Annotated in this window: 26 protein-coding genes; 10 read left to right on the forward strand and 16 right to left on the reverse strand. The window is 35.6% G+C overall.

Translation table 11 applies throughout. The features are described 5' to 3' along the window. Positions 1–401: 401 nt before the first annotated feature. Positions 402–1,886, forward strand: a complete 1,485-nt coding sequence (locus NSQ14_RS09205; RefSeq protein WP_052486045.1) for a response regulator transcription factor — start codon at positions 402–404, stop codon at positions 1,884–1,886. A gap of 254 nt (positions 1,887–2,140) precedes the next feature. On the opposite strand, the gene NSQ14_RS09210 is transcribed toward NSQ14_RS09205, so the two are convergent. Together NSQ14_RS09210 and NSQ14_RS09215 are read right to left on the reverse strand one after the other, a co-directional pair. Then, on the reverse strand, positions 2,141–2,440 hold the full coding sequence (locus NSQ14_RS09210) for a hypothetical protein (protein ID WP_041845162.1): 300 nt from the start codon (positions 2,438–2,440) through the stop codon (positions 2,141–2,143). A 15-nt stretch (positions 2,441–2,455) separates the two neighbouring features. Next, positions 2,456–3,715: an MFS transporter gene (locus NSQ14_RS09215; protein ID WP_034770166.1), complete on the reverse strand. Its 1,260-nt coding sequence runs from the start codon at positions 3,713–3,715 to the stop codon at positions 2,456–2,458. A gap of 173 nt (positions 3,716–3,888) precedes the next feature. Here NSQ14_RS09215 and NSQ14_RS09220 point away from each other — a divergent pair, with 173 nt between their 5' ends. The 3 genes from NSQ14_RS09220 to NSQ14_RS09230 are packed head-to-tail and all read left to right on the forward strand — an operon-like array spanning position 3,889 to position 5,897. Next, positions 3,889–4,638 carry a phosphosulfolactate synthase gene (locus tag NSQ14_RS09220; protein ID WP_034770169.1) on the forward strand — a complete coding sequence of 250 codons (750 nt, stop codon included), beginning with the start codon at positions 3,889–3,891 and terminating at the stop codon, positions 4,636–4,638. 1 nt (position 4,639) lies between these two features. Next, the gene (locus NSQ14_RS09225) at positions 4,640–5,185 is read left to right on the forward strand and encodes a histidine phosphatase family protein (RefSeq protein WP_034770171.1); all 546 of its coding nucleotides are present in this window, start codon (positions 4,640–4,642) and stop codon (positions 5,183–5,185) included. A gap of 1 nt (position 5,186) precedes the next feature. After that, a complete protein-coding gene (locus NSQ14_RS09230) occupies positions 5,187–5,897 on the forward strand; it encodes a phosphoadenylyl-sulfate reductase (protein WP_269147492.1) in 711 nt (236 codons plus the stop codon). A gap of 237 nt (positions 5,898–6,134) precedes the next feature. On the opposite strand, the gene NSQ14_RS09235 is transcribed toward NSQ14_RS09230, so the two are convergent. After that, complete coding sequence (locus tag NSQ14_RS09235; RefSeq protein ID WP_346217095.1) at positions 6,135–6,752, reverse strand: YitT family protein; 618 nt, start codon at positions 6,750–6,752, stop codon at positions 6,135–6,137. A gap of 274 nt (positions 6,753–7,026) precedes the next feature. On the opposite strand from NSQ14_RS09235, the gene NSQ14_RS09240 reads away from it, so the two are divergent. Then, positions 7,027–7,254 (forward strand): hypothetical protein, encoded by a 228-nt coding sequence (locus tag NSQ14_RS09240; protein ID WP_034770178.1) that lies wholly within the window; start codon positions 7,027–7,029, stop codon positions 7,252–7,254. A 183-nt stretch (positions 7,255–7,437) separates the two neighbouring features. Here NSQ14_RS09240 and NSQ14_RS09245 read toward each other — a convergent pair whose 3' ends face one another. The 11 genes from NSQ14_RS09245 to NSQ14_RS18905 form a co-directional block, all read right to left on the reverse strand. After that, complete coding sequence (locus NSQ14_RS09245) at positions 7,438–8,220, reverse strand: SDR family NAD(P)-dependent oxidoreductase (protein WP_034770180.1); 783 nt, start codon at positions 8,218–8,220, stop codon at positions 7,438–7,440. A gap of 20 nt (positions 8,221–8,240) precedes the next feature. After that, on the reverse strand, positions 8,241–8,999 hold the full coding sequence (locus NSQ14_RS09250; RefSeq protein ID WP_346217096.1) for a GNAT family N-acetyltransferase: 759 nt from the start codon (positions 8,997–8,999) through the stop codon (positions 8,241–8,243). A gap of 179 nt (positions 9,000–9,178) precedes the next feature. Beyond that, the gene (locus NSQ14_RS09255; RefSeq protein ID WP_270577128.1) at positions 9,179–11,125 is read right to left on the reverse strand and encodes an LTA synthase family protein; all 1,947 of its coding nucleotides are present in this window, start codon (positions 11,123–11,125) and stop codon (positions 9,179–9,181) included. 1,172 nt (positions 11,126–12,297) lie between these two features. Continuing rightward, positions 12,298–12,639, reverse strand: coding sequence for a hypothetical protein (locus tag NSQ14_RS09260; protein WP_095141243.1), 342 nt, complete (start codon positions 12,637–12,639; stop codon positions 12,298–12,300). A gap of 835 nt (positions 12,640–13,474) precedes the next feature. Then, positions 13,475–14,041: a GNAT family N-acetyltransferase gene (locus NSQ14_RS09265; protein ID WP_095141242.1), complete on the reverse strand. Its 567-nt coding sequence runs from the start codon at positions 14,039–14,041 to the stop codon at positions 13,475–13,477. A gap of 11 nt (positions 14,042–14,052) precedes the next feature. Continuing rightward, positions 14,053–14,481, reverse strand: coding sequence for a GNAT family N-acetyltransferase (locus tag NSQ14_RS09270; protein ID WP_034770195.1), 429 nt, complete (start codon positions 14,479–14,481; stop codon positions 14,053–14,055). A gap of 22 nt (positions 14,482–14,503) precedes the next feature. Then, positions 14,504–15,262 carry an AAA family ATPase gene (locus NSQ14_RS09275; RefSeq protein WP_346217097.1) on the reverse strand — a complete coding sequence of 253 codons (759 nt, stop codon included), beginning with the start codon at positions 15,260–15,262 and terminating at the stop codon, positions 14,504–14,506. Positions 15,263–15,310: 48 nt separating this feature from the next. Continuing rightward, positions 15,311–15,715 carry a type VII toxin-antitoxin system HepT family RNase toxin gene (gene hepT, locus NSQ14_RS09280; protein ID WP_346217098.1) on the reverse strand — a complete coding sequence of 135 codons (405 nt, stop codon included), beginning with the start codon at positions 15,713–15,715 and terminating at the stop codon, positions 15,311–15,313. Continuing rightward, a complete protein-coding gene (gene mntA / locus NSQ14_RS09285) occupies positions 15,705–16,109 on the reverse strand; it encodes a type VII toxin-antitoxin system MntA family adenylyltransferase antitoxin (protein ID WP_034770202.1) in 405 nt (134 codons plus the stop codon). The genes hepT and mntA overlap by 11 nt, the downstream gene beginning before the upstream one ends. A 16-nt stretch (positions 16,110–16,125) precedes the next feature. After that, complete coding sequence (locus NSQ14_RS09290; RefSeq protein ID WP_034770205.1) at positions 16,126–16,314, reverse strand: DUF4083 family protein; 189 nt, start codon at positions 16,312–16,314, stop codon at positions 16,126–16,128. Between the two features lie 268 nt (positions 16,315–16,582). Continuing rightward, positions 16,583–16,792 carry a hypothetical protein gene (locus tag NSQ14_RS18905; protein WP_428831587.1) on the reverse strand — a complete coding sequence of 70 codons (210 nt, stop codon included), beginning with the start codon at positions 16,790–16,792 and terminating at the stop codon, positions 16,583–16,585. A gap of 83 nt (positions 16,793–16,875) precedes the next feature. Here NSQ14_RS18905 and NSQ14_RS09300 point away from each other — a divergent pair, with 83 nt between their 5' ends. Beyond that, complete coding sequence (locus tag NSQ14_RS09300) at positions 16,876–17,271, forward strand: hypothetical protein (RefSeq protein WP_346217099.1); 396 nt, start codon at positions 16,876–16,878, stop codon at positions 17,269–17,271. Between the two features lie 16 nt (positions 17,272–17,287). Further along, complete coding sequence (locus tag NSQ14_RS09305; protein ID WP_041903506.1) at positions 17,288–17,500, forward strand: hypothetical protein; 213 nt, start codon at positions 17,288–17,290, stop codon at positions 17,498–17,500. Positions 17,501–17,761: 261 nt separating this feature from the next. Here NSQ14_RS09305 and NSQ14_RS09310 read toward each other — a convergent pair whose 3' ends face one another. Continuing rightward, a complete protein-coding gene (locus NSQ14_RS09310; RefSeq protein ID WP_346217100.1) occupies positions 17,762–18,973 on the reverse strand; it encodes an MFS transporter in 1,212 nt (403 codons plus the stop codon). A 384-nt stretch (positions 18,974–19,357) separates the two neighbouring features. Between NSQ14_RS09310 and csaA the strand changes: the two genes are divergently transcribed. The 3 genes from csaA (at position 19,358) to NSQ14_RS09325 (ending at position 20,722) form a co-directional block, all read left to right on the forward strand. Next, positions 19,358–19,687 (forward strand): chaperone CsaA, encoded by a 330-nt coding sequence (gene csaA / locus NSQ14_RS09315; protein ID WP_034770213.1) that lies wholly within the window; start codon positions 19,358–19,360, stop codon positions 19,685–19,687. A gap of 35 nt (positions 19,688–19,722) precedes the next feature. Beyond that, on the forward strand, positions 19,723–20,052 hold the full coding sequence (locus NSQ14_RS09320; RefSeq protein WP_034770216.1) for a hypothetical protein: 330 nt from the start codon (positions 19,723–19,725) through the stop codon (positions 20,050–20,052). 169 nt (positions 20,053–20,221) lie between these two features. Next, positions 20,222–20,722: a YbaK/EbsC family protein gene (locus NSQ14_RS09325; RefSeq protein ID WP_034770219.1), complete on the forward strand. Its 501-nt coding sequence runs from the start codon at positions 20,222–20,224 to the stop codon at positions 20,720–20,722. A 23-nt stretch (positions 20,723–20,745) separates the two neighbouring features. On the opposite strand, the gene NSQ14_RS09330 is transcribed toward NSQ14_RS09325, so the two are convergent. Beyond that, positions 20,746–21,687 (reverse strand): alpha/beta hydrolase, encoded by a 942-nt coding sequence (locus tag NSQ14_RS09330; protein WP_034770222.1) that lies wholly within the window; start codon positions 21,685–21,687, stop codon positions 20,746–20,748. Between the last annotated feature and the right edge of the window lie 100 nt (positions 21,688–21,787).

A 21,787-nucleotide genomic window follows, 5' to 3' on the forward strand; every position in this document is an offset into this window, starting at 1 on the left:
AAAAACTACCCGACAAATTTAGGGGAATTGAATGTGCAAAATCTACACATCACTCAAATTACAGTGAACGGAAAAATAACATTGGTCCAGAACGCACGAATTTCAACCATAAATATGAAATTTCAAGCATTCTTTTCCATTAATAAAATATAATTCATTGTAAGGAAAATGTAGTCAAAATGGATTGTGAAAGTAATACAGACAGAATGACATTTTCTAGTGTTGTTTCGCTTTCTGACATTTTTATATTTCTATTAATTGAATATTTCTTTTTATTGCAAATTAAAAAAGGTTTGCTAAAATGTAATTAACGATTTTACATCCAGTCATCATGCATGAATTCAAACATATATTCTTTTCCTTTATGTTAAAAATATCAATACTTGGAGGGAGGTTTTGTTATGTTTATGACGTTAAACGACCAAATGAATACACTATTTCAAAGAGGTTTAACTGTAATAAAGGATAATTATGAAGACATACAGAAAGAATTGCACTGGGTTATTCAGCAATATAAACGCAATAATAAAAATATCGCAGAAGCTATGGAAGACACCTTCCGTTTTTTGACTGAACATCTGATTCATGCTGAATTTCCGTTAAATCATTTTATTTCGAACCTGCCTTCAAAAATGAACACAAATCCATTCATCCTATTATTACTGGAAAATGTTGTCCATAAAGTCCTTCAAGAAAATGCAAAAAAGACGCATCATGATCATTTTTCAATACATTATGTTTTTACAAAGATTAGTGAAGAAGTTTTCTTGTTTCCCTACCAAAAAAACTCAAGTTTAAAAGATTTTATTAATCATCTTGTTGCTTCCCACCAATTGCCGATTGATTCGATCATTGTAGCTGAAAACATAAATAATTGTTTTGTTGCGACTCAGGTCTATACAAAAAACCCGTCATCTTTATCTTTACCAGCCGAAAAATTGGAAGCGGATACAATTTATGATTTAACAGAAATTTTATATAATTATATTACAGGAAATAAAAACAATCTGTCGGCAGTCCCAATACCGTATGATCATGTTACCTTGATCGTTTTTTTACCGAGAGAAGACATTTCAAAAGTGATTCCTTTTCTTACTTTCACCCTAAAAATGTATAACGATAGTCAAAAAAGTTTACTAATAGCGAAACAATCCCAGCAATGGAAAGACTCGGTGATTATGTTTAATGAGAAGGTAATGGGTTCGCAAACCTATACCGATGCCCTACAAAATATTGCCAGCGGTTTTGTGGAATTTCTTCCGTTCGAACGCAGTGCACTCTTCTCCTATAATAAAAACGAACAAACAGGTCTTGGTCTGTACGGACATCATATAGATAAAGAGGCAATTAGAAATATTACAGAAAATGTGCAAAATCTTCCATTAGTTCATAAGCAGTTAAAAATTTTAGAGAATTTTGGGCGGAGACTTAAATATATCCAACCGCTTTACATTCGGGATGCAAAAGGTATTTTTCCCGAACAATATATCAATCAATTCGAATTAAAATCTGTTGTGGTTGTCCCGGTTTATTTATCATCAAGTAATAAACTATTAGGGGCTGCTATACTCGATCAAGGTCCATGGCAGTATTTCAAAATCGATAAAGATACTTTTTTGGCCCTTATCAAGTTTGGGCAAAGTGCCGGTGAAATTTTGGCTAAATACGATAAGGAAAGGAAATCAGGGAAAAAATGGCATTTTTCACCTCGAGAATTAGAAGTGCTGAAGTTATTAGCTGAGGGGGCGTCAACATTTGAGGCGGCCATTGAAATGCATTTAAGTGAGTACACAGTAAGAGATTATGTATCCGCCATCATGCAAAAAATGAATGTAAAAAACAGGACGGAAGCTGTTGCAAAAGCAATAAGAGAGGGACTCATCTAATGCCTTGATTTTCTTATTTAGGTGCATCCCTTGATTCACTATCATTGTTTCTGGCTCATCAATAATGGAAATAGTTTGAAGTCTAAGTATGCTGTGATATGCTTCCTGTCAAGTATTAGATTTTTCGGCAAATACGGTTCTGCTGTCGCCTAATTTTCTTTACTGCCTACTTGACAGGGAGCAATATTTGGCACATCCTTAGGTTTTGCTTTTCCTCAAGTCAGAGAAAACTTTTCTGCCGGGGATTACATTCATTATTTTTTCTCTTCTTCTTTTTCATTTTCTGCATCATTTAAGCTGATTTTTTCGCAACCGACATAAAGACAAGAATACACTTCTAAATCCGGTTTCGCCTTAGCCAGCCCTTTTACGTACGGATAAACAATATCCTTAAAGTTCTCGCTTACTCCTTCTTCTTCCAATATCCCGTATACATAAAGTTTTTTTTCATCAAACAGTAATGCCACATTGCCAAGTGCCTTCTCTTGTCCATTTACCACATTTAAAATTTGAAATTGAGGTGTAATAACTTCAGGTGAAAAATAAATTTCCAATATGATCTTCTCCTTTTACGTATATTGCAATTTTTCAAATAAACTATCTTCATTTGCTTTATTTTTATTCTGTCCTTCCTCTTTCTTGCCAACCTTAATAAAGAATAGACTTAGCAGACAAACAAACAGTGTTAATCCTGCAGTGGTCAAAAACATACCGGTCCTTGACCAATCCATTAATGTACTATAGATCGGCGGACCTATGGCAACACCTAAAAATCGAACGGAGCCATAAATGGACGTGACAAACCCGCGTTTTTCGGTAGAGACACTGCCGGTGATAAAACTGTTAATACAAGGAAGAGCCAAGCCTGTCCCGACACTACTCACAACTAAAACCGCAAAAAACGGAATCAATTGTTTAAAAAATACAAGCGATGCAAATGAAATTGTCATGAGTAAAAGTCCAATTACAATAAGTTTTTTCATGAGTTTCATGTTCTTTCCTATTTTGGTTCCGGTAATATAGGAAGTTGTTGTCATGAACAAAAGAGGAACTGCCAAAATCCCGCCCTTTAAAACACCATCAATTTTGTAATCCTTCTCCAACACATCAGATATGTAAAAAAGGATACCGAATAAAGTAAATAGACATGTCGCCCCAGTTAAATAGGCAACAGACAACCACCTTCCTTCTGATTTAAAAACTGAAACCAATCCTTTTACATACTGACCAACTGGTGGAGGTTCAGCCTTTTTTTTCTTTTCCTTAATAAAAAAGATGGTTAATAAGATCGAGATCAGACAAAAAAGGGGAAATGCAAAAAAGGCCGCATACCAAACGATTAAGGCGAGTAAAGAACCGATAATCGGACTAATTACTTTTCCAAACCCGTTTGAAGCTTCAACAAGTCCTAAAACTTTACTTTGTTCCCCGCCTTTAAATAAATCTCCCGCCAAAGCCATTGCCATGGAAGTTGTCCCGGCTGCACCAATCCCTTGCATGATTCTTCCTGCGAGCACCCATGTATAGGCGCTATCAAACCATGCAGATGCTGCACCCGCCAGTAAGCCTCCTAACCCGTATAATGTTAACGACGGGATAACAACAGCTTTTCTGGAAAAACGGTCCGATAAATAACCTAAAATCGGAATCATGATCGCTGCTGAAATAGAAAAGGCAGTAATAACTAAACTTGTTTGAAATTGGCTAATATCGAGTTCAGATTTCATTTTCGGCAAGATCGGAATTAACATTGAATTTCCTAAGACAAGAATTAAAGGAATCGATCCAATGGCTGTTATCGTTAATCCCTTATGTTTTTGCTTTGACAAGGATACTCCTCCTGACACTAAAGTTAATGCAAACATATTGTTCGAAGTTTCCACCCAATTTATACAGCAGAGATTCATTATAACTCTGCCCAATTTTTGAGAAAATCACCCAATGTGTAAACATTCGCCTAAAATTTGAATAAATTATCTTTAGAAAAGTGAGGTGTCAAAATATGAATTTCCTATCTATTCCGAAGAGAAAGACGGGTAATCGTGTATGCGGAATTACTTCCGTCATTGATTTGGGGATTCCACTTGGCGTATTACAATCGATTCTTGAGGATTATAGTCCATATATTGATTTTGCTAAAATCGGGATCGGTACGGCCTATGTAACGCCCCGCTTACAAGAGAAAATAAATTTGTACAAAGCTTATCATGTCAAACCGTTCTTCGGAGGGACATTTTTTGAAAAATGCTATCATCAGAATAAACTGAAAGAATACGTTCAGACTTTAAACGAATTTGAAATAGAATGGATCGAAATATCGACAGGGACTTTAGATATACCTCTTGAAGAACGATTGCAATTAATTTCGATGTTAAAAAATGATTTTCATTGCTTGGCTGAGGTTGGCTCAAAAGATAATTCATTCGATATGCCTGTTGATGATTGGAAACAGGAAATAAAGTTATTACTTGAAGCCGGAAGTACCTACTGTATTACAGAAGGTAGAGATTCCGGGACATCCGGTATTTATGAAAAAAATGGTGAGATCAAATCCAATTTAATTCATGAACTAATAAAAGACATTGATGTCAATAAAATTATTTTCGAAGCACCGACACCGAGACACCATATGTTTTTTATTAACGAATTCGGTGCGAATGTCAATTTAGGGAATATAAAACTTACCGATGTACTTGCTCTCGAAGCTGAACGATGCGGTCTTCGCAGTGAATCATTTTTTATGGAGGGATAGGATGCTTTTATCTTTAGTCCGTCACTTGCCAACCGAATGGAATAAAAAACAATTACTACAAGGGAAAAGAGATATCCCTCTTTTACCGGTCACTGAAGAAACGATAACTTCCATTCAAAGGAATTTGGAAAAGTTAAAAAAACAGCCGTCCTTCGATATTGCCTTAGCAAGTACATTACAACGAACCCAACAGACAGCAGCCTTATATGGCATCCAACCGGAAATCGACGGACTACTAGATGAACTCGATTTCGGCCCATTCGAGGGAAAAACAAAAGCTACCTTATTTCGCCAAGATGGTGAAAACTGGTTGGCTGATCCGCAAAAATCAATTTTAAGAACGAATATTGAAGACTTGGAAGAAAGAATTAAACTTTTTTTAGAAAAATATAAAAAGTATCATCATGTATTAGTGTTTGGACACGGTTCCTGGATTAGGGCAATGCTTTCCTATGTTCAATTTGGCAACCTCAAGCAAATGAACAGGTTAACTGTAGAAAATAATATGTTAATCCAAATATTAGTAAATGGCAAAGGAGAATGTTAGATTGAATCATTTTTTGACATATGAAAATTGGGATGAAGATGAAGCAACGGCCATCATGGATGAAGAAAGAGATTATTTTGGAATATTAAAGTGGGCATATTCCCAGTATAATGACAAAATTATTTATGCCTGCAGTTTCGGTGCTGAAGGAATTGTATTGATTGATTTAATCAGCAAAATTAAAAAAGATGCCAAGATCATTTTTTTGGACACAGATTTACATTTTCAAGAAACATATGATTTAATTGAAGAAGTAAAAAAGCGTTATCCTTCATTGCAAGTGAAAATGGTTCGACCGAAGTTAACGCCTCTTGAACAAAAAGATCGGTATGGTGACGAACTATGGACGCGGGAACCAAACCTTTGTTGTTATTTGCGAAAAATTGCTCCGCTTGAAGAGGCTTTAAAAGATTCAGTTGCCTGGATTTCCGGACTTCGACGCGAACAATCCCCATTAAGAAAAAATACACAATATATTAATCTAGACCACAAATTTAAAAAAATAAAAATTTGCCCGCTCATTCACTGGACTTGGGATGAAATCATGACATACATTGAATTAAATAACCTTCCATATAATCCACTCCATGACCAAGGCTATCCGAGCATTGGTTGTGCCCCGTGTACGAGACCGATCAAAGAAAATGAAGACTTTCGTGCAGGAAGATGGTCCGGCATGGCAAAAACCGAATGCGGACTACATGTGAATTAACACCCTGTATCAATCGGTATTACTTTATAATGCTTAATAAAATAAGATGACGAAACCAATCTATGTCCAAGGACAAGAACGAAGAACACGATTATCGTTAGTTAAAACCAATTGGATATATACGGGCAGCCCGTCCTCCAACTATCTTCTTTGTTGAATCTCTTGATTGCCGTTAAGATGAAATAAAGGAAACTTGTCGTCATGAAACACACACTGGTCAGGACGTCCAAGTTTCCTTTATTTTCTTCTCCATGACAAGGATAAAGAAGGAATTTTAGGGACTTCCAATACATAAATATAATCAATCACCCGTGTTGAAAGAAACTGACAAATAATAGCAAATAGAATGATTTTATAATCAATGACAACAGAAGTAAGGAGAAAAATACACAAATTAATCCAAAACATGACCACCCCTGGATTCCAGTTTCTAATTCTCGCAATCATTAACGACGGAATGACCATGCCTCCGCTCGATGAACCAACCCGAATCAAAGTTCCGACACCAATTCCGTAAAAAATACTTCCCAACAACAGATCAAGGCCGATATGTATATGTGTCAAAAACACATTTTTGGTCATATAACTGACTGTTAATGAAGTTGTTGCCACCGATAAAATCGTCTTAATAGTCCAAGTAAAACCGAAATAATTCAGGGCAAAAATTAAAAAAACAGCATTTGCAATCCATAAAGCAAATCCTAAAGGAAAATGAAAAAAATGATTAAGCAGAATCGCTAATCCAGCACCGCCGCCAGAAGGAATATTATGGGGAAATAAAAATAAAGACATTGCCAAGCCTTGAATTACTGCTCCGAAGAATAACAATATGTAAATAATGATTTGTTTTACCATATGATCTTTCCCTTTTTTATCTGATATGCCACATGAATCCCCCCGTTTCCCCTTCTTGTCCATTTTATGAAAAATCGAGTCAGATTATGATTAGGAACAATTCAATTTCCCACTTCTATTTAGGAACCGTTATCATTCACTATGTCCTAAAATGTCATCAATGGGACGTACGGACGCACAACCATTATGTGTCAAAATCTTTCTAATCACTATTTCTCTATTCTTATCATTCATGTAAAATAAAAAGAAAGGAAATACATAGGAGGAGCTTGAAATGGAAGATATCATTGCAACTATTATGATGTTTTCAATACCCATTATCGCAATTGTAACATCACATCTCCGAAAACAGTCTGCAATTAAACAAAAATTAGTTAAAGAGGAAATTGAGTTGGAAAAATTAAAACAGGAAAATTATTTACTGGAGACTGAGAAGCTAAGACTGGAATTAGAAAAAATGCAAAAAATCGATTTTAAGGATGATAAAACGAATTCATTATAACCGTGCTCAATAACTAGGAGGAAAAAGTTAAAGGAAGTGCATTTTTGGAGTATCGAGCCTATACTGTTTTATATGTGAAGATTGGAACAGCAATTTGTAGAAAGTCGAAAGCTATTTTTTTCTTGACAGGTAACGAGGACCGAATTTGTATCCGGTCCTCGATTTACACCATATGTCGAAAACTTACAGTACCCCTGCACTGCCACCGTCAATATTGACAGAAGTTCCCGTCACATAGGAAGCTGCATCGGAGACTAAAAAAGTTATTACTTTCGCTGCTTCTTCCGGTTCGCCAATTCGTCCCAGTGGGATATGTTTTCCGGTTTCTTTGGAATATTCATCCCAGGTTAAATCAGGTCTTTGTTTTTGCCAAATTTTTTCGATCTGATCGCTCCGAACTAAGCCGATACATACGGTGTTGACTCGGATATGATCAGAGCCCAGATCTTTACTCATTGCTTTTGTCAATGCCATGCCCGCTGCACGGCTGACACTTGTTGGTAAAGATGACGCACCTGGAGTCTTGGCAAGAGCAGCAGTCACGTTAACAATGGCACCATGCCCACTCTTTCGCATATATGGAATAGCAAAGCGTGAACAATGGATCGCACCAAACAATTTTAAATCTAAATCTTGTTGCCATAGTTCTGTCTCAACAGTTTCAAACGGATTTGCTGAACTTGTACCGGCGTTATTTACCAATATATCTAATCCGCCATAAAAATCTGCTGTTGTAGTCACGGCCCGTTTACATTCAGCTTCTTTTCTAACATCTGCCTCTATGATCAATACTTCCTCATTCGTTTGTTCTTTTATTAGCGATTGTGCTTTTTCCAATCCATCTAAATTTCTCGCACATATTGCCACCTTTGCCCCTTCTTTTACAAGTTGGAGTGCTGTGGCAAGCCCAATTCCTTTACTTCCCCCGGTGACTAGAGCAATTTTATCTGTTAGTCCTAATTCCATCTCATCCTCTCCCCCTTCTTTTAACTTTCATAAAATACTTTATAAGCCTCATAACGAAAGCCATAATATTGGTAATTCTGCTTTTGATACATTTCTCTTGGTGTATCTTCCCCTTCTGCGATTAAAATTACCCAATGATCCGGGAAGTGATCCATAACATACTTTTGTAAAGCAGTGCCCACACTTAAGTTTCGGTATCTTTCCATTACTTGCAAGTTATCTAACTCCACTGTTTGGTCACGAATGATACAGTCAACTGTCCCCACCGGTTCTCCTTTATAATAAGCCAATAATTGCAGGAATGAAGAGTCTTCAAAATGTCTTCGGTGAATCTTTGCCTTTTGTTTCGCAAATTCTACACCGAATTTTACATCAAAACCAAATTGTAAATCAAGATAATAAGGAAATGTATTCTCATCGACCGCAGTAACAATGACTTCCGGATTTAATACTCTATATTTAAATTCTTTTGGGCGGATTGCATATAGCTCTGTAAAACTATAAATATATTGCTCTTTTAAAAAATAATCAATAAATTCTTTTGCAGGTTTCTGATTAGGAGGGAAGTAGAACTGAACATGGTTTTGTCCATTTCTCTTATGAAATTCAAGTAAATAATCAGCAGCGTGAGCAAACTCTTGTAATGATGGCATTGATTTAAACTGAATAAAATTTCCGCTGTAATATATTAACATTTCCGGAAAATGAACATGTTTGTATAAATCATTTTCATAAACTACCTGACCATAGTAGTGAATATGGTAATAAGTAATTGTCAATGTGCAACACCCTTTCCACCTGTTAATCGTAAAACAAAAGAAGTCAGGAAAACTTCTGTAAAAGTATGCAAGAAATGAGCCTAAAAAATCATGCTTGGTAAAAAGATTATAACATCCTTTCATAAGCAAAAAAAAGAGGTCTGTACGAAAATTAATACAGACCTCTTTTATCGTTTTTATTATTTATCCGATTTTTCTTTACTATAATTAAATTTTGTTCGATCGACTGGTTTAAAACCTTCAGGGGTATAGAACCGCAACAAGTCGCCGTTAACCACCTTATCGGACAGATACAATTTATATTCAACTTCTTCTTTCCATTCGTCAGCCAATTGTTTTTGACTGTCATCGAGTGGAAGACCAGTTGTGGCATCATAATATTTTCCATCAAGTGAATAAATGCTTGGACTTACAAAATCACCGTTTCTAAATGGAACTACTTCATTATGATTTGGCGATAATAAATCTGTACCAAATTGCACAAAATCTTTCGTATCAATTCCTAACAAGTGTAACACTGTTGGAAGTAAATCGATTTGGCCGCCATACGTTTGCATGACACCACCTTGCATTCCTGGTACATGGATAAATAACGGTACCCGTTGAAGGTTTGCACTTTCTACTTTATCCACTTCGGTTCCAATGATTTGTGACATGGCTTTATTATGGTTATCAGAAATTCCATAATGGTCACCATACAAAATAATCATTGTATTATCATACAAACCGGATTCCTTGAGATCATTAAATAATTGTGCGATCGCTTCATCTGCATAACGGGCAGTTTGAAAATAATTGTCTACAGTTGAGTCCCCGGTTGAAGCTTTTTCAATTGTCGCTAAATCTTGATCCATATCAAACGGATAATGATTTGATACAGTAATCAATTTTGCATAAAACGGTTGTGGTAAAGTTTTTAATTTATCCATTGACTGTTCAAAGAAAGGTTTATCCATTAAACCATATTCAGCCATATCTTCATCGGAACTGAAATTGTAATAATCTGCATCATAAAATTTATCGAATCCAAACGATTTATAAATTTCATTCCGGTTCCAGAAACTGCCGCCATTACCATGAAACACAGCAGATGTATAACCATATTCTTTCAAAATTGCAGGAGCAGCTTGGTACATATTTCTTCCCTTTGTAATGAAGGCTGATCCTTGTGGCAATCCGAAAATTGAGTTTTCCAACATAAATTCAGCATCAGATGTTTTTCCTTGTGCCGTTTGATGGAAGAAATTATCAAAATATAGTGTATTTGGATCATTCACTAAGGAATTTAAGAACGGTGTGACTTCTTCACCATTCAATTTGTAATTGATCAAAAAGTTTTGGAATGACTCTAAATGGATGTAAAGAACATTCATACCTTTTGCCTTACCAAAATATTCCGGATTTGGCTCAGCATAGTTTGATTTTGTATAGTTAATCACTTCGGTAATATCGTTACTGTCTGCAAGTACTCTTTGTGCAGAAGCTTTTGTACTTTCTACAGCATCATAAATCGTGTAATTGTACATTCCTAAATATTTCACAATATAGTTACGGTCAAAACCACGAGTCAATAATTCCGGGCGGTCTGCTTCGGAAAGACCTAAATTCAAACAAGATATTCCGAGAGCCAATGAAATTAATGCAATTGCTCTTTTTCTGTTGAATTCCGTTGTTTCCTTTACAATTCTCTTTGATGCGCGTAGATAAATAATCGCAACAACATCAACAAAGAATAAAACATCATATGGTCTCAGTAAAGCAATAACACTACCGCCTAAATTCCCGAAATTTTGTGTTTGGAATATTGTCGGCAAAGTAATGAAATCACTAAAGAAACGATAATAAACAACATTTGCATATAAAAGAATGCTCAATAGTGTATAAATAACTACTAACAAAGTATACCTTTTCCGACCTTTAAAAAACATAGCAAACCCTAGAAATAACATTGCAGATCCGAGTGGGTTAATAAATAACAAAAAATGTTGTAAAGCCCCATCCACACCTAAGTCGAATTGTGTCATTTGGGTAATATATGTTTTAATCCAAAGCATCAATACGGCCAAGAAGTAGAAACCGATAAATTTATTGAACAAATTAACATTTTTTCCAAGTAAGTTTTTCATAATTACACCTACCTCTAGTCCATTATTATTACACAAATTTCATTGCTTGTACATGAAAAAGAACCCAATTATTAATTTTTAAATTTGTGAGGTAACCAGTTTTTAAATTTACAAAACGCTACAAACCTTTAACATTACTTAAATAATAATGTTGTAAAATATCCCTATACAAGTATATTACGAAACTTCTATTTGTCAAGTCGACCATTCCACCTGTAGAAACTGTCACGAGAAAAAAGCAACTTACCTGATTTTACAAAATTAAGAAACCTTCTCCTATTAGTATGATACCATAATTTACTAATCTCATCACCTATTTTCGTAAACACCATATTTTGAAGATGTTAAATGAATCACCAATATTTTTTAAATTTGGAAATCGTTCATATTTATATGTTCATTTCTTCCTTTTGTGAATATTAATTTAACCATTTGCACAGGGTCAATATCATCAAAAGATGCAATTTAAGTTGGCATGACTCCTTTAATGCTTGCTATCTTAATTCAAATTCGGCTAAAGAATGCCCTTCCATAACTATAAAAAGAAACTTTTTGCTTTTTTAACTAATTTTAACGTTCCTCCATCATGATTATTACGAAATACTGAAATTATGACAGTATTTATCAAGAAATCAATAAAAAATTGATTTGCCATAAAGTCTCCTTCAATTGCCAATTAGCAGTTAGTATTACAATTACAAAAAATACAAATTTAGTCAACTCGACTAAAGAACTATCCGGAAAGAATAAAATTGTCGAAAAAGGGTGTAATTGATAGAAAAAATGAGTAATTAGGCTGAAATAAGTGATATATTATTCCTATTTCATAAGATGAAAACGAAATCATAAGGAGTCATGAATTTTTTTGGGGTGAGTTTCTTTGTTTGAGGAAATAATCACGAACCATAACGAAGTCCTTATTTCGTGCTCGATAAAGGACTTCGCTATTCGATACCTCGTCAAAAGAAGAAACGACAGATGTAATTACAGCGGGCCTCGGACAGATCATTTAATCGAACAGAAACCATCACCGATTGCAGTTCGTTGTATGAAAGGAAAGCTTGTTTTTAGCAGTCAGCATTGGTTGGTCGTTTGGACTATTTTTTGTCGATAAAATAAATGAAGGTTTCATTACATTTGTTTGTTGTGTAGGTATCATATGGATGACTAATTTACGGATTTTTCTCGCTAATCATTTTTTTAATATTTTCAAGATCTTTCATCGATAAACTGCTCAACAACTGTTTAATTTCCTTCTCGATTTGTTTTCGATTGTTTTCTAGGTAGTGCTCCCACCATTCCCGTAGTCCTTTTGTGTGATTCAATAAATATTCAAGATCAATTTCCTCAATTTCTTCATCTGATAAATAAGATAGAACGGAAGAAAGCATTTGCGATAAATTCTCGACTTCACTTTCTTCTCCTGTGTTATTTTCATTATTTTTCTCAGTTTCATTTTTTGAAGTTAAGTTTTTATTTTTTAATTCATTGATTGGAGTCGGTTTTCTAGGCATTATTTTCCTCCTATATTTTTTAATCTTCATATATTATTCCCATAATTTTGGTTAAAAAAATATCCTTTATTAGAAAAGTGGATGAAAAGCATAATAAAAAGTGGATCATGATATTGGTTATTATCACGACCCACTTAGTTCAACCTTACAGGAGACCCAACCATACCATACATCCTATTTGTAAAAAGCCACTAATTGTGAACTTTTACATGATTCGGATCGGGTTGTTTACACTTTTTATATAACTTTTCGTTTGCAGCCTATTAAGGTCTGCCATTTGGAAGTGTACCCATTAGGATGCTTCTCGTCAGCTCCGGATTTAATTTTAATATTTCCAATAGTTTTAATTACTTGGCATTCATACCATTGTCTTGAAAAGATTGAATAGAGTTTAACCAATTGATTGTCCAGCCTTCCAAATTTGATGATTCATACTTTAGCGGATTCCTAATTTTGATAAAGGTTCACGACAGATAAATATATTGCATCGATATGCCAGCTAATATACTTATCTTTTTTTCATGAATTATTCCTATTATCCATTGTTAGCGAATCATAAAGTAATCATCTTTCAAATTTTATCGGCTTTCTTCGCTCGGCTGACTCAAATCTTTTTCAATTCTTTAACAGGAAAATTATCGGTGGAATTACCATTTTCATTCCCTTTAAGAAATTTAATACGCCTAGTTTATATTCAACGGAACTAACTAGGATGGTTGACCCTCCTGCAAGGTTGAAAAATAATTTGTTTCTCTTTTATATTTTTATATTAGCATACCTCTTCAAAAAAGTCTGCGAATAATTTATTAACGTTTTCATTGAAAATTTGAACGCTTTATGTAGTTCCTTTTTCGACAAATTGTGCCATCAATAAGATATCATCATACGTTTGTTGGTCTATTTTTACTCCCTTTACTTTACAGCCTTCTTCTATAAAGCCAATTTTTTTATACAAAGCAATTGCAGCGGTATTTTTGGCAAATACTTCCAAATATACTTTTTCGATAATGGGATTATCTTCGGCCCAATTAAGAAGTATTTTTAATAAAGCACTTCCTATACCCAAATTTCGATATTCTTGTGCAACTGACATACCGAATTCACCGGTATGGCGTATTTTCCTTTTATTGCCGTTTTGAAAGTTGAGAAATCCGATTATTCTATTGTCCACCTCCGCAACAAGCGCCAACTTCCCTTCACTTTTTAAACAATCTTGTAAAAATTGTTTTTCTTTTTCAACGGTCATCGTGAATTCTGGCTCGGTTGTTAACATAAAAGGGGATTCACGGAAGATCGTTCGAACGTATTGAATGATATTTTTGGCATCACTAGGTAGGGCGGTTCGGACGATAAGTGTTTCCCCCTTCTTCAGAACAAATTTTTGTTGGATAATTTCTGCCATCGAAATTCCTCCTAATCCAGGTTATGCTTGAATACGAAACTTACTTTGTCATAGTTCATTTTGTCGGTATAAAATCGGTGGGCGTTTAATCGCATGAGGCCGGATGAAAGAGCAACTGATGAATATCCATTCGTTCTCGCCCAATCATGAACAAAATTTAATAATTCTTCTCCGTAACCCATCGAACGTTTGACGGAATCTGTTACTAAATCACAAACCCAAACAAATCGCCCGTAATAGAGGGTAATCATTGGCTTAAAACCAGTCACCGCAACAATGTCACCCTGATCATAAAGGGCAAACAGTCGGTAGTGATCCTTCTCCCTTGCTTCAAATACTAAGTCAAGATACGTTTCTTCATCTAAATGGGTTCTTAGTTGTTTCATTACCGGAAATGCTTTTATAATTTCATCCTTTGATTTCAGTTCTTTTATTTCCATATCATATATCCTTCTCCTCAAACTATGATTTTAATAAATGATGGAGGAGTCGACCTTTATCATCAAAAAATTGTTTCATGAGCTGATAATGCGCTGTTTCCTCCAACTGAACTTCATTCAACCCTTTTTCTGTCAATTGGAGGATTTTTGCATCAGGATACGCCATAATAATTGGTGAATGAGTCGAAATAATAAATTGAGATCCGCTTTCTACTAATTCATGAATCCGGGTAAGCATAGAAAGTTGTCTAAGTGGTGACAAAGCCGCTTCCGGTTCATCCAGAATATATAAACCGTTGCCTTGAAAGCGATGGATGAACGCTGCAAAAAATGATTCACCGTGAGATTGTTCGTGCAATGATTTTCCCCCGAAAGACTCGACAATCTTCCTTCCCCCCAACAGTTCACGGTCCATTTCCTCGATATTGGTAGCTAGGTTATAAAACGTTTCGGCACGGAGGAAAAAATGATCATGGGGTTTGTATGGTCCTTTTGCCACCCTTAAAAACTCATGTAAATTCGAATGAGAATCGTAACTGGAAAAATGAAAATTTAACGTTCCACCTTCAGGATTGAATCCGAGACTAACGGCGATTCCTTCTAATAACGTCGACTTCCCCATCCCGTTTTCGCCGACAATATAGGTCACGTTCGGATGGAAATGGAGTGTCCCCAAATTGCGGATGACCGGCAAGTTAAGCGGAAACGTATCAAAGGAGTATACTTTTTCTCTATTTAAATAGATGCTTTTAACATATTGATAGTCCGACGTGAGTTTCATAGCGACCTTCCTTTTTGTATCTAGTTTACATAATGTTTTTATGATCAACTATATGCGAATGATTGCTTTGGTAAATTGCAAAAAGTCATCGAGATGGTTTTCAATAATTTTTTGTAAGATGGATAGATTGATTTCTTGATAATCATGAACGGCGATATTTTTGAATCCAACCATTCGTTGCATCCTTTTAGAAAGTGATACAGGGATAATTCCTTCTGTTTCCAGTAAAAGAAATGCATCACGTGACGTTTGTGGAAGACCGAGTTTTTTCTCTGCAACCACTTGCATCGCTAGATCAATACTTGCTTCACAGGCCCGCTGCAAATTTAAAATAATCGAATCTTGCTTCGTAAAATTCACTAAGTTTTCCGGATTATTGGCGTATTCTTCATGTATTCGATTTAAACACCGCTCTATAATATGAATCTTATTCAGTACAACATCACTTTCCATAAATTCTCCCGCTTTCCTGCACTTTAAGTAAAATTGGTGCACGTTCCTCGTTCAATTTTGCATACATTTTCAACGTTTTCATATAAAAATGTGCTCTTTTCGTTTCATCTGAACAGTAAATTACTTTTCCTGTACTGACGATTTGAGCCTGAAATACGGTACTTGCTTGATTTAAATCAACCAAATCAACATCACGGTTTATGTGTGACGCAAACTCTTGTGCAATCAGAAAAATTTCATAAGCGTTATGATTTTGCTCGGCAAGAAAAGCAATGTCAAGATCGCTATCATTTCGCAATGTCCCTTTTACGGTAGAGCCAAACAGAACAACTAAGTAAGGTGAAAGTTTTTCTTGTAAAAAGTCTATGATCAATTGTTCCAGTTTTTCATTCAATCAGATGCACCTCCTTTTACGAATCCTTTTTCATTCGTTCAATCATCATATCCAATTTCTTTTCAATTGATTCCAATTGTTTTTCGAACGTTTCTCTTTTTCGCTTTTGATATAAAGTGAAATTAATGATGAGAATGATGATAAGTATCATGATACCTATAACTAATATTTGATAAAGTGAATCAAAAAAGGAAAATCCGTGCATTACCAAAATCTCCTTGTTTAGATTATTTCAGCTTTTAAAATCCTGGAAAAGCCAATAATTTCCCCGTTTTCATTTTCTGCGACATAAGCGGAACCACTCGAAAGGATCGTTTTCCACATCTCCTCCCTGTCATCATAGGACATTTGCTTTAAATAGTCCTCAGGTACAATATTCCGATCGGTTGTTGTCCATGTGTCACTTGCACCTTTGCAATTGCTTTTGCATCAGTAATTTCTGCTTTTCAAATCATCATCACCTCAAAAAAATTTTACGGTCGCATTTCCCAAGGTTCAAGTTGGCCGACAATGGTATGGTCTTTTCCTGTTTGAATTGCGGTAATGACACCGGCACAAATTTCCTCATGGGTTAATAAAATTGAAACTGGACCACCAAGCGTTAATGAAATTTTTGCAAACTTACTAGCGAACCCGTCTGTAAACGGTGATCCCCCGCCAAAAAGAAACAAATGTGTATCCATGTGTTTTACCTCAATTATTAAAATATGTATGATAAAATTTAGAATTCTACTATAATTATAGATGGAGAAAGGTGTGAATTTCAATGAAGAATGAAAAAAGTTCGATTGTATGCAGTGGAATAGAAGTTCCGATTACTTACATTCAACAAGAAACGGAGACTACTTACCTTGCGATTTTCTTACCCGGAAAAGGCTATACAACGCAGAAACCGTTATTCTATTATGCAACATCGTTATATGTTGAAAAAGGATTTGATGCCCTGCACTTGGACTATAATGAATTACTGCAAGATTTGGATAAGAAGAATTGTAAAGAAGTAATCAATCAAGCGGTACAATCATTTTTGCAGAAGCACAACTATTCAAAAATCCATTTCGTCGCAAAATCGATTGGTACCTATGCGCTCGTACATAATCCTACAACAAAACGATATCCCAAACAGTCAAGTCATTTGGTTAACACCGTTATTATCAGTTGATAAAGTTTATCAAACTATGCTTAAAAGTGAACTTGGTGGTTCTGTATTTATCGGCAACAAAGATCCATATTACGTTGAAGAAAGATTTCTAAAACTTGAAGAAAACCTGCACCTCACCCTTTCATTAATTCCGGGAGCGAATCACAGTCTGGAATTTGAGAACAACACAATTCAATCCATACGAGTAGTAGAAACAATAATAGAAGAATTGCAGAAAATCATTCAATAAAATAACCTTCCTATGTTTGGAGGCTTGTAAAAATGAGAAATAAAATTACTTATCTAGTAGCTTTAGCTTGTGTAATGGGGGAGCAATCGTTATCAATACAACCTTTTTAAGTTACTCGATTAAATCAGTTTTATTAAATATTTCAATGTTTATATTAATAATCATTGCTCTCATGAAGTTATACCTATTTTTTAAAAGAAAGCGTTCGATGATTAGCTGTATTAAAAACGGCCGGGGACTTTTTAGTACCCGGCCTTTCGATTAACTGACATCCAAATATCTTTTATTAAGTCGGCTTCTAGAAAATATCAAATATACTGATGAAAGTGCCAACAAACCACCGGCCAAGTAAAAAGCAAATTGCACATTCCATTCAGCAATTGCCCCAAAAACCAGTGTTGATAATCCGAAAAATAGTGAGATGATTGTTTGCTGGGCTCCATAAATTTTTGGCAACTCGTCAACAGTTGCTTCCTTCTGTAAATAAATCGTCATCGAAAGGTCTTTCATTTGATCGATAATGCCACTTAGCGCAACCAATAGCAGCGCTAACCAAACATACGTGTTTAAGCCAAATAAAAAGGTTACAACCGCTGCCCCAATAGATGTGCATATAAGGATCAATCGCAAACGACCTTCAATGAACCGTGAAGCTTTCGTACAAAACAGCCCGCCAACAATTAAACCAATAAAATAAATCGTATTAATGTATCCCCACCAAGCTTCGGATACATGGAAAATTTCTTTAACAAAAACATATAAAATCGCCGCAACCCAGACAACACCGGCAATTGCTTCAAACATAATTTGTACATGAATGATTCGATACAGCGGCTTATTCCAAATGATCAGCCAACCTTCCTTCATTGCCTCTGTTTTCTTTTCTCTACTTTCAGCAGGTTGGAAAGGTGTATTGTCTATAATTCCTTTCATCATGAAAGTGGAAAAGACAAATAATACAAACGTCAGCCAAATGACATTTTTCCCTGTTAAAAAGGCAACCAACATACTACCTAATGCCCAACCTGACAGTTGCGTTGTTTGATTCATAACGGCAACAAAACTGTTGGCTTTAACAAGTTCCTCTTTTTTCACTAACCGTGGAAGCATGGCATTCGTTGCCGGCAATGCCCACCCATCGAAAAAAGCAATTAGAAAGATAAGGAAAAGCACCAGCCAAATTCCCTGTTCCTTTTGAAAACTGACAAAACAGGACAGCCCGAACAAAAAAATCGTTTTTACTGTTTGTGAACCGACTAACAATGTTTTTAACCGGTATTTATTGAAAAGAATCGGTGACAAAAGACTGCTAATAAACCGACCAATTGTATTTAAAAACGGCAATAACGCCAAATAAAACGCTGAACTTGTGAACCCATATAAAATTGAAATACATCCGACAATATAAAACACATCACCAAAATTGGCCAAAAGCTGACCCAACCATAAATAACGAAATGATTTGCTTTTCATCAAAACTACCCCTTTTCTTTTTTTTTCGATAAAAGAAAAAGGCAATAGTTACACTGGATTAATCCCTCCTGAAAAATATAATCACGTGACTCAATATATCTTATTTCAAAAACAAATGTAAGTAGTAAAATCCAATATATTTGGAAACTGAATATTTTTAAAGTGAATACGGGTAGCCGATGAAAAATTTCGATATTGTTTTTTCCATTTTACTAATTTTCCAAAGTTTTTTCAATAAATAAGTTTTTATCCCCATCTATCTGCAAAAATCTTGTGTGGAATAAACCAATTTTTGCTAAAAACATAAAAGTATATGTGACTTTCTTTGCACCATTTGCCAATTTATAGTAATTTATAAGTTAGAGTACTAAGGAGGTAGGAATCATGGCAACCATTGAGGACTTTGATAAATTAGATATCCGAGTAGGAACGGTAATCTTCTCTGAACCATTCCCGGAAGCTAGAAAACCGGCGATTAAATTGCAAATTGATTTTGGTGAAGTCGGAATCAAACAATCTTCCGCACAAATAACGAAGCGATATACACCGGAAAAACTGGTCGGTCGACAAGTGATTGCCGTCATTAACTTCCCTCCCCGACGCATTGCCGGATTCAAGTCAGAGGTATTAGTACTTGGCGGCTTGCCGGGTGAAGACGATGTGGTCTTATTAAATATTGACGAACCGGTTGCGAACGGGACAAAAATCGGATAAAACCACTTGAACAACTCAAGAATCGAGGGATATATATGTCCAGGCCGATTATTTGTGAACAATGCCATAAAGTTATTGAGGAAAAAGAAGACTTGGTCACAGCAAGCATCTTTTTCCGTGTGAAACCTTATCATTATTTTTGCTATGGAAAAGATGTGCGAGGCGCAAGGTCTGTCTTTTTCACAAACCATCCACTGAACGGTATATCAGGAAACCTCAGCTACTTGTTGACACTCCTGATGACTGTTGCTCTGTTCCTCTTTACCAAGAGTTTTATCAAATATATTGCACTTGTCTACTTGATCACGGAAACAGGTTTACGGATTTACGCTTATTGTACTTATTCAAGACATCTTAAAATGTAGAAGGAGCCCGGCACTTAACGAAAAAAAGCGTTGGGCTCTTTTTAATCGAACAATTTACATCCCTTCCTTGATCCATTTGGCAAGGCATTGTTTCCCCAACTTCAAAAATTACAATTTTTTGGAACTTTATGCTATGATAATGATTAAAAAATAATGATGGGGTGGCGTTATGTCTCTTGCAAGTGTAAAAGAACATTTTAAACAGTGGAACCGTGACAAAGATATTATGGAATTTGATACATCCAGTGCAACCGTTGAACAGGCGGCAGAAACAATTGGTGTTATTCCTGCCAGAATTGCAAAGACTCTATCGTTCCGTGGGGATAACAATCAGGCAATCCTTGTCGTTACAGCCGGTGATGCCAAAATTGATAATCAAAAGTTCAGACATTTTTTTGGGTTTAAAGCACGGATGCTCAGTGCCGAGGAAGTCGTTGAACAAACCGGACACGTGATTGGTGGTGTTTGTCCGTTTGGATTGGCTAACGACCTCGGTGTTTATTTAGACATCTCATTAAAACGGTTCGAAACCGTTTTTCCAGCATGTGGCAGTACCAATTCCGCCATTGAGCTCACTTGTGAAGAATTGGAAAAGTTTTCTAATGCAAAAAGTTGGATTGATGTGTGCAAAGCTTGGCAAGATCAAGAACTACTTGAACAAATTAAATAAGAGACCGGGACTAACTCGGCCTCTTACCCTTCTACTGTATTCAATGTTCGTTCAATCCACTGAATAATATCTTCGTAAACTTCCTCTTTATTGATTTCATTTAATACTTCATGCCGGGCATCTTGATAAAATCGGTAATCGATTTTATGTAACCCATTTTTTTCAAGTTGTTTTATCGCTTTTTTGACACCTTTAGCATAGGTACCAACCGGGTCACGATCGCCACTAATAAAGAAAATCGGTAAATCTTTTCTGATTTGTTGGATAAGAGCATCTTGGTGAATAAGCTGTAATCCGGTTAATAAATCATAGAAAAAAGTTCCTGAGCAGACAAAACCGCAATACGGGTCTTGAAGATAAGCGTGAACGACGGATTCATCCCTGGATAACCAAGAAAACTTATTTTTAACATGGTCCAATCCTTTATTGTACGAACCAAATATAATCCGGTTCATTACATGGCTGGGAGCGGTTTTCCCGAATTTTCGTATCTCCCTTTTCGCCACAAGTTTACCGATAGCAGCCGCAACCCCTGGATTTCCACCGGTACCAGATAAAATGACCCCGGTGATATCACTCGAATATTTCTGAATATATCTCCGTGACAGAAACGATCCCAAACTGTGTCCGAACAAGATGATTGGTTTATCAGGATAGAGTTTCTTAATATGATTCGTAACTGCATGAAGATCATCGACTACCCGGTCAAATCCATCCTTTTGAGCAAAATAACCAAAAACGCCGGCTTTTTCACCTGTATGTCCATGACCGCGATGATCATTTCCATAAACGAAAATCCCTCTATTAAGAAGAAATTGAGCAAAATCGTCATATCGTGCAATATGTTCAGCCATACCGTGGGAAATTTGGACAATCGCCTTGGGTGATTCCCCTTCATTCACCCAGCTTCTTAAGTAAATCTCATGCCCATCATCCATTTCCAACCATTCCGTCATTTTCCCCATCATTGTTCACCTTTTCATAAATATTTTATTCCCGCTCATCCTGTCATGAACAAATGGTTTTCACTTTTTATTGAATATCGCTTATAATCAGTATCTTTAT

The organism is Caldifermentibacillus hisashii (genome assembly GCF_039654145.1).
Taxonomy (GTDB): Bacteria; Bacillota; Bacilli; order Bacillales; family Caldibacillaceae; genus Caldifermentibacillus; species Caldifermentibacillus hisashii.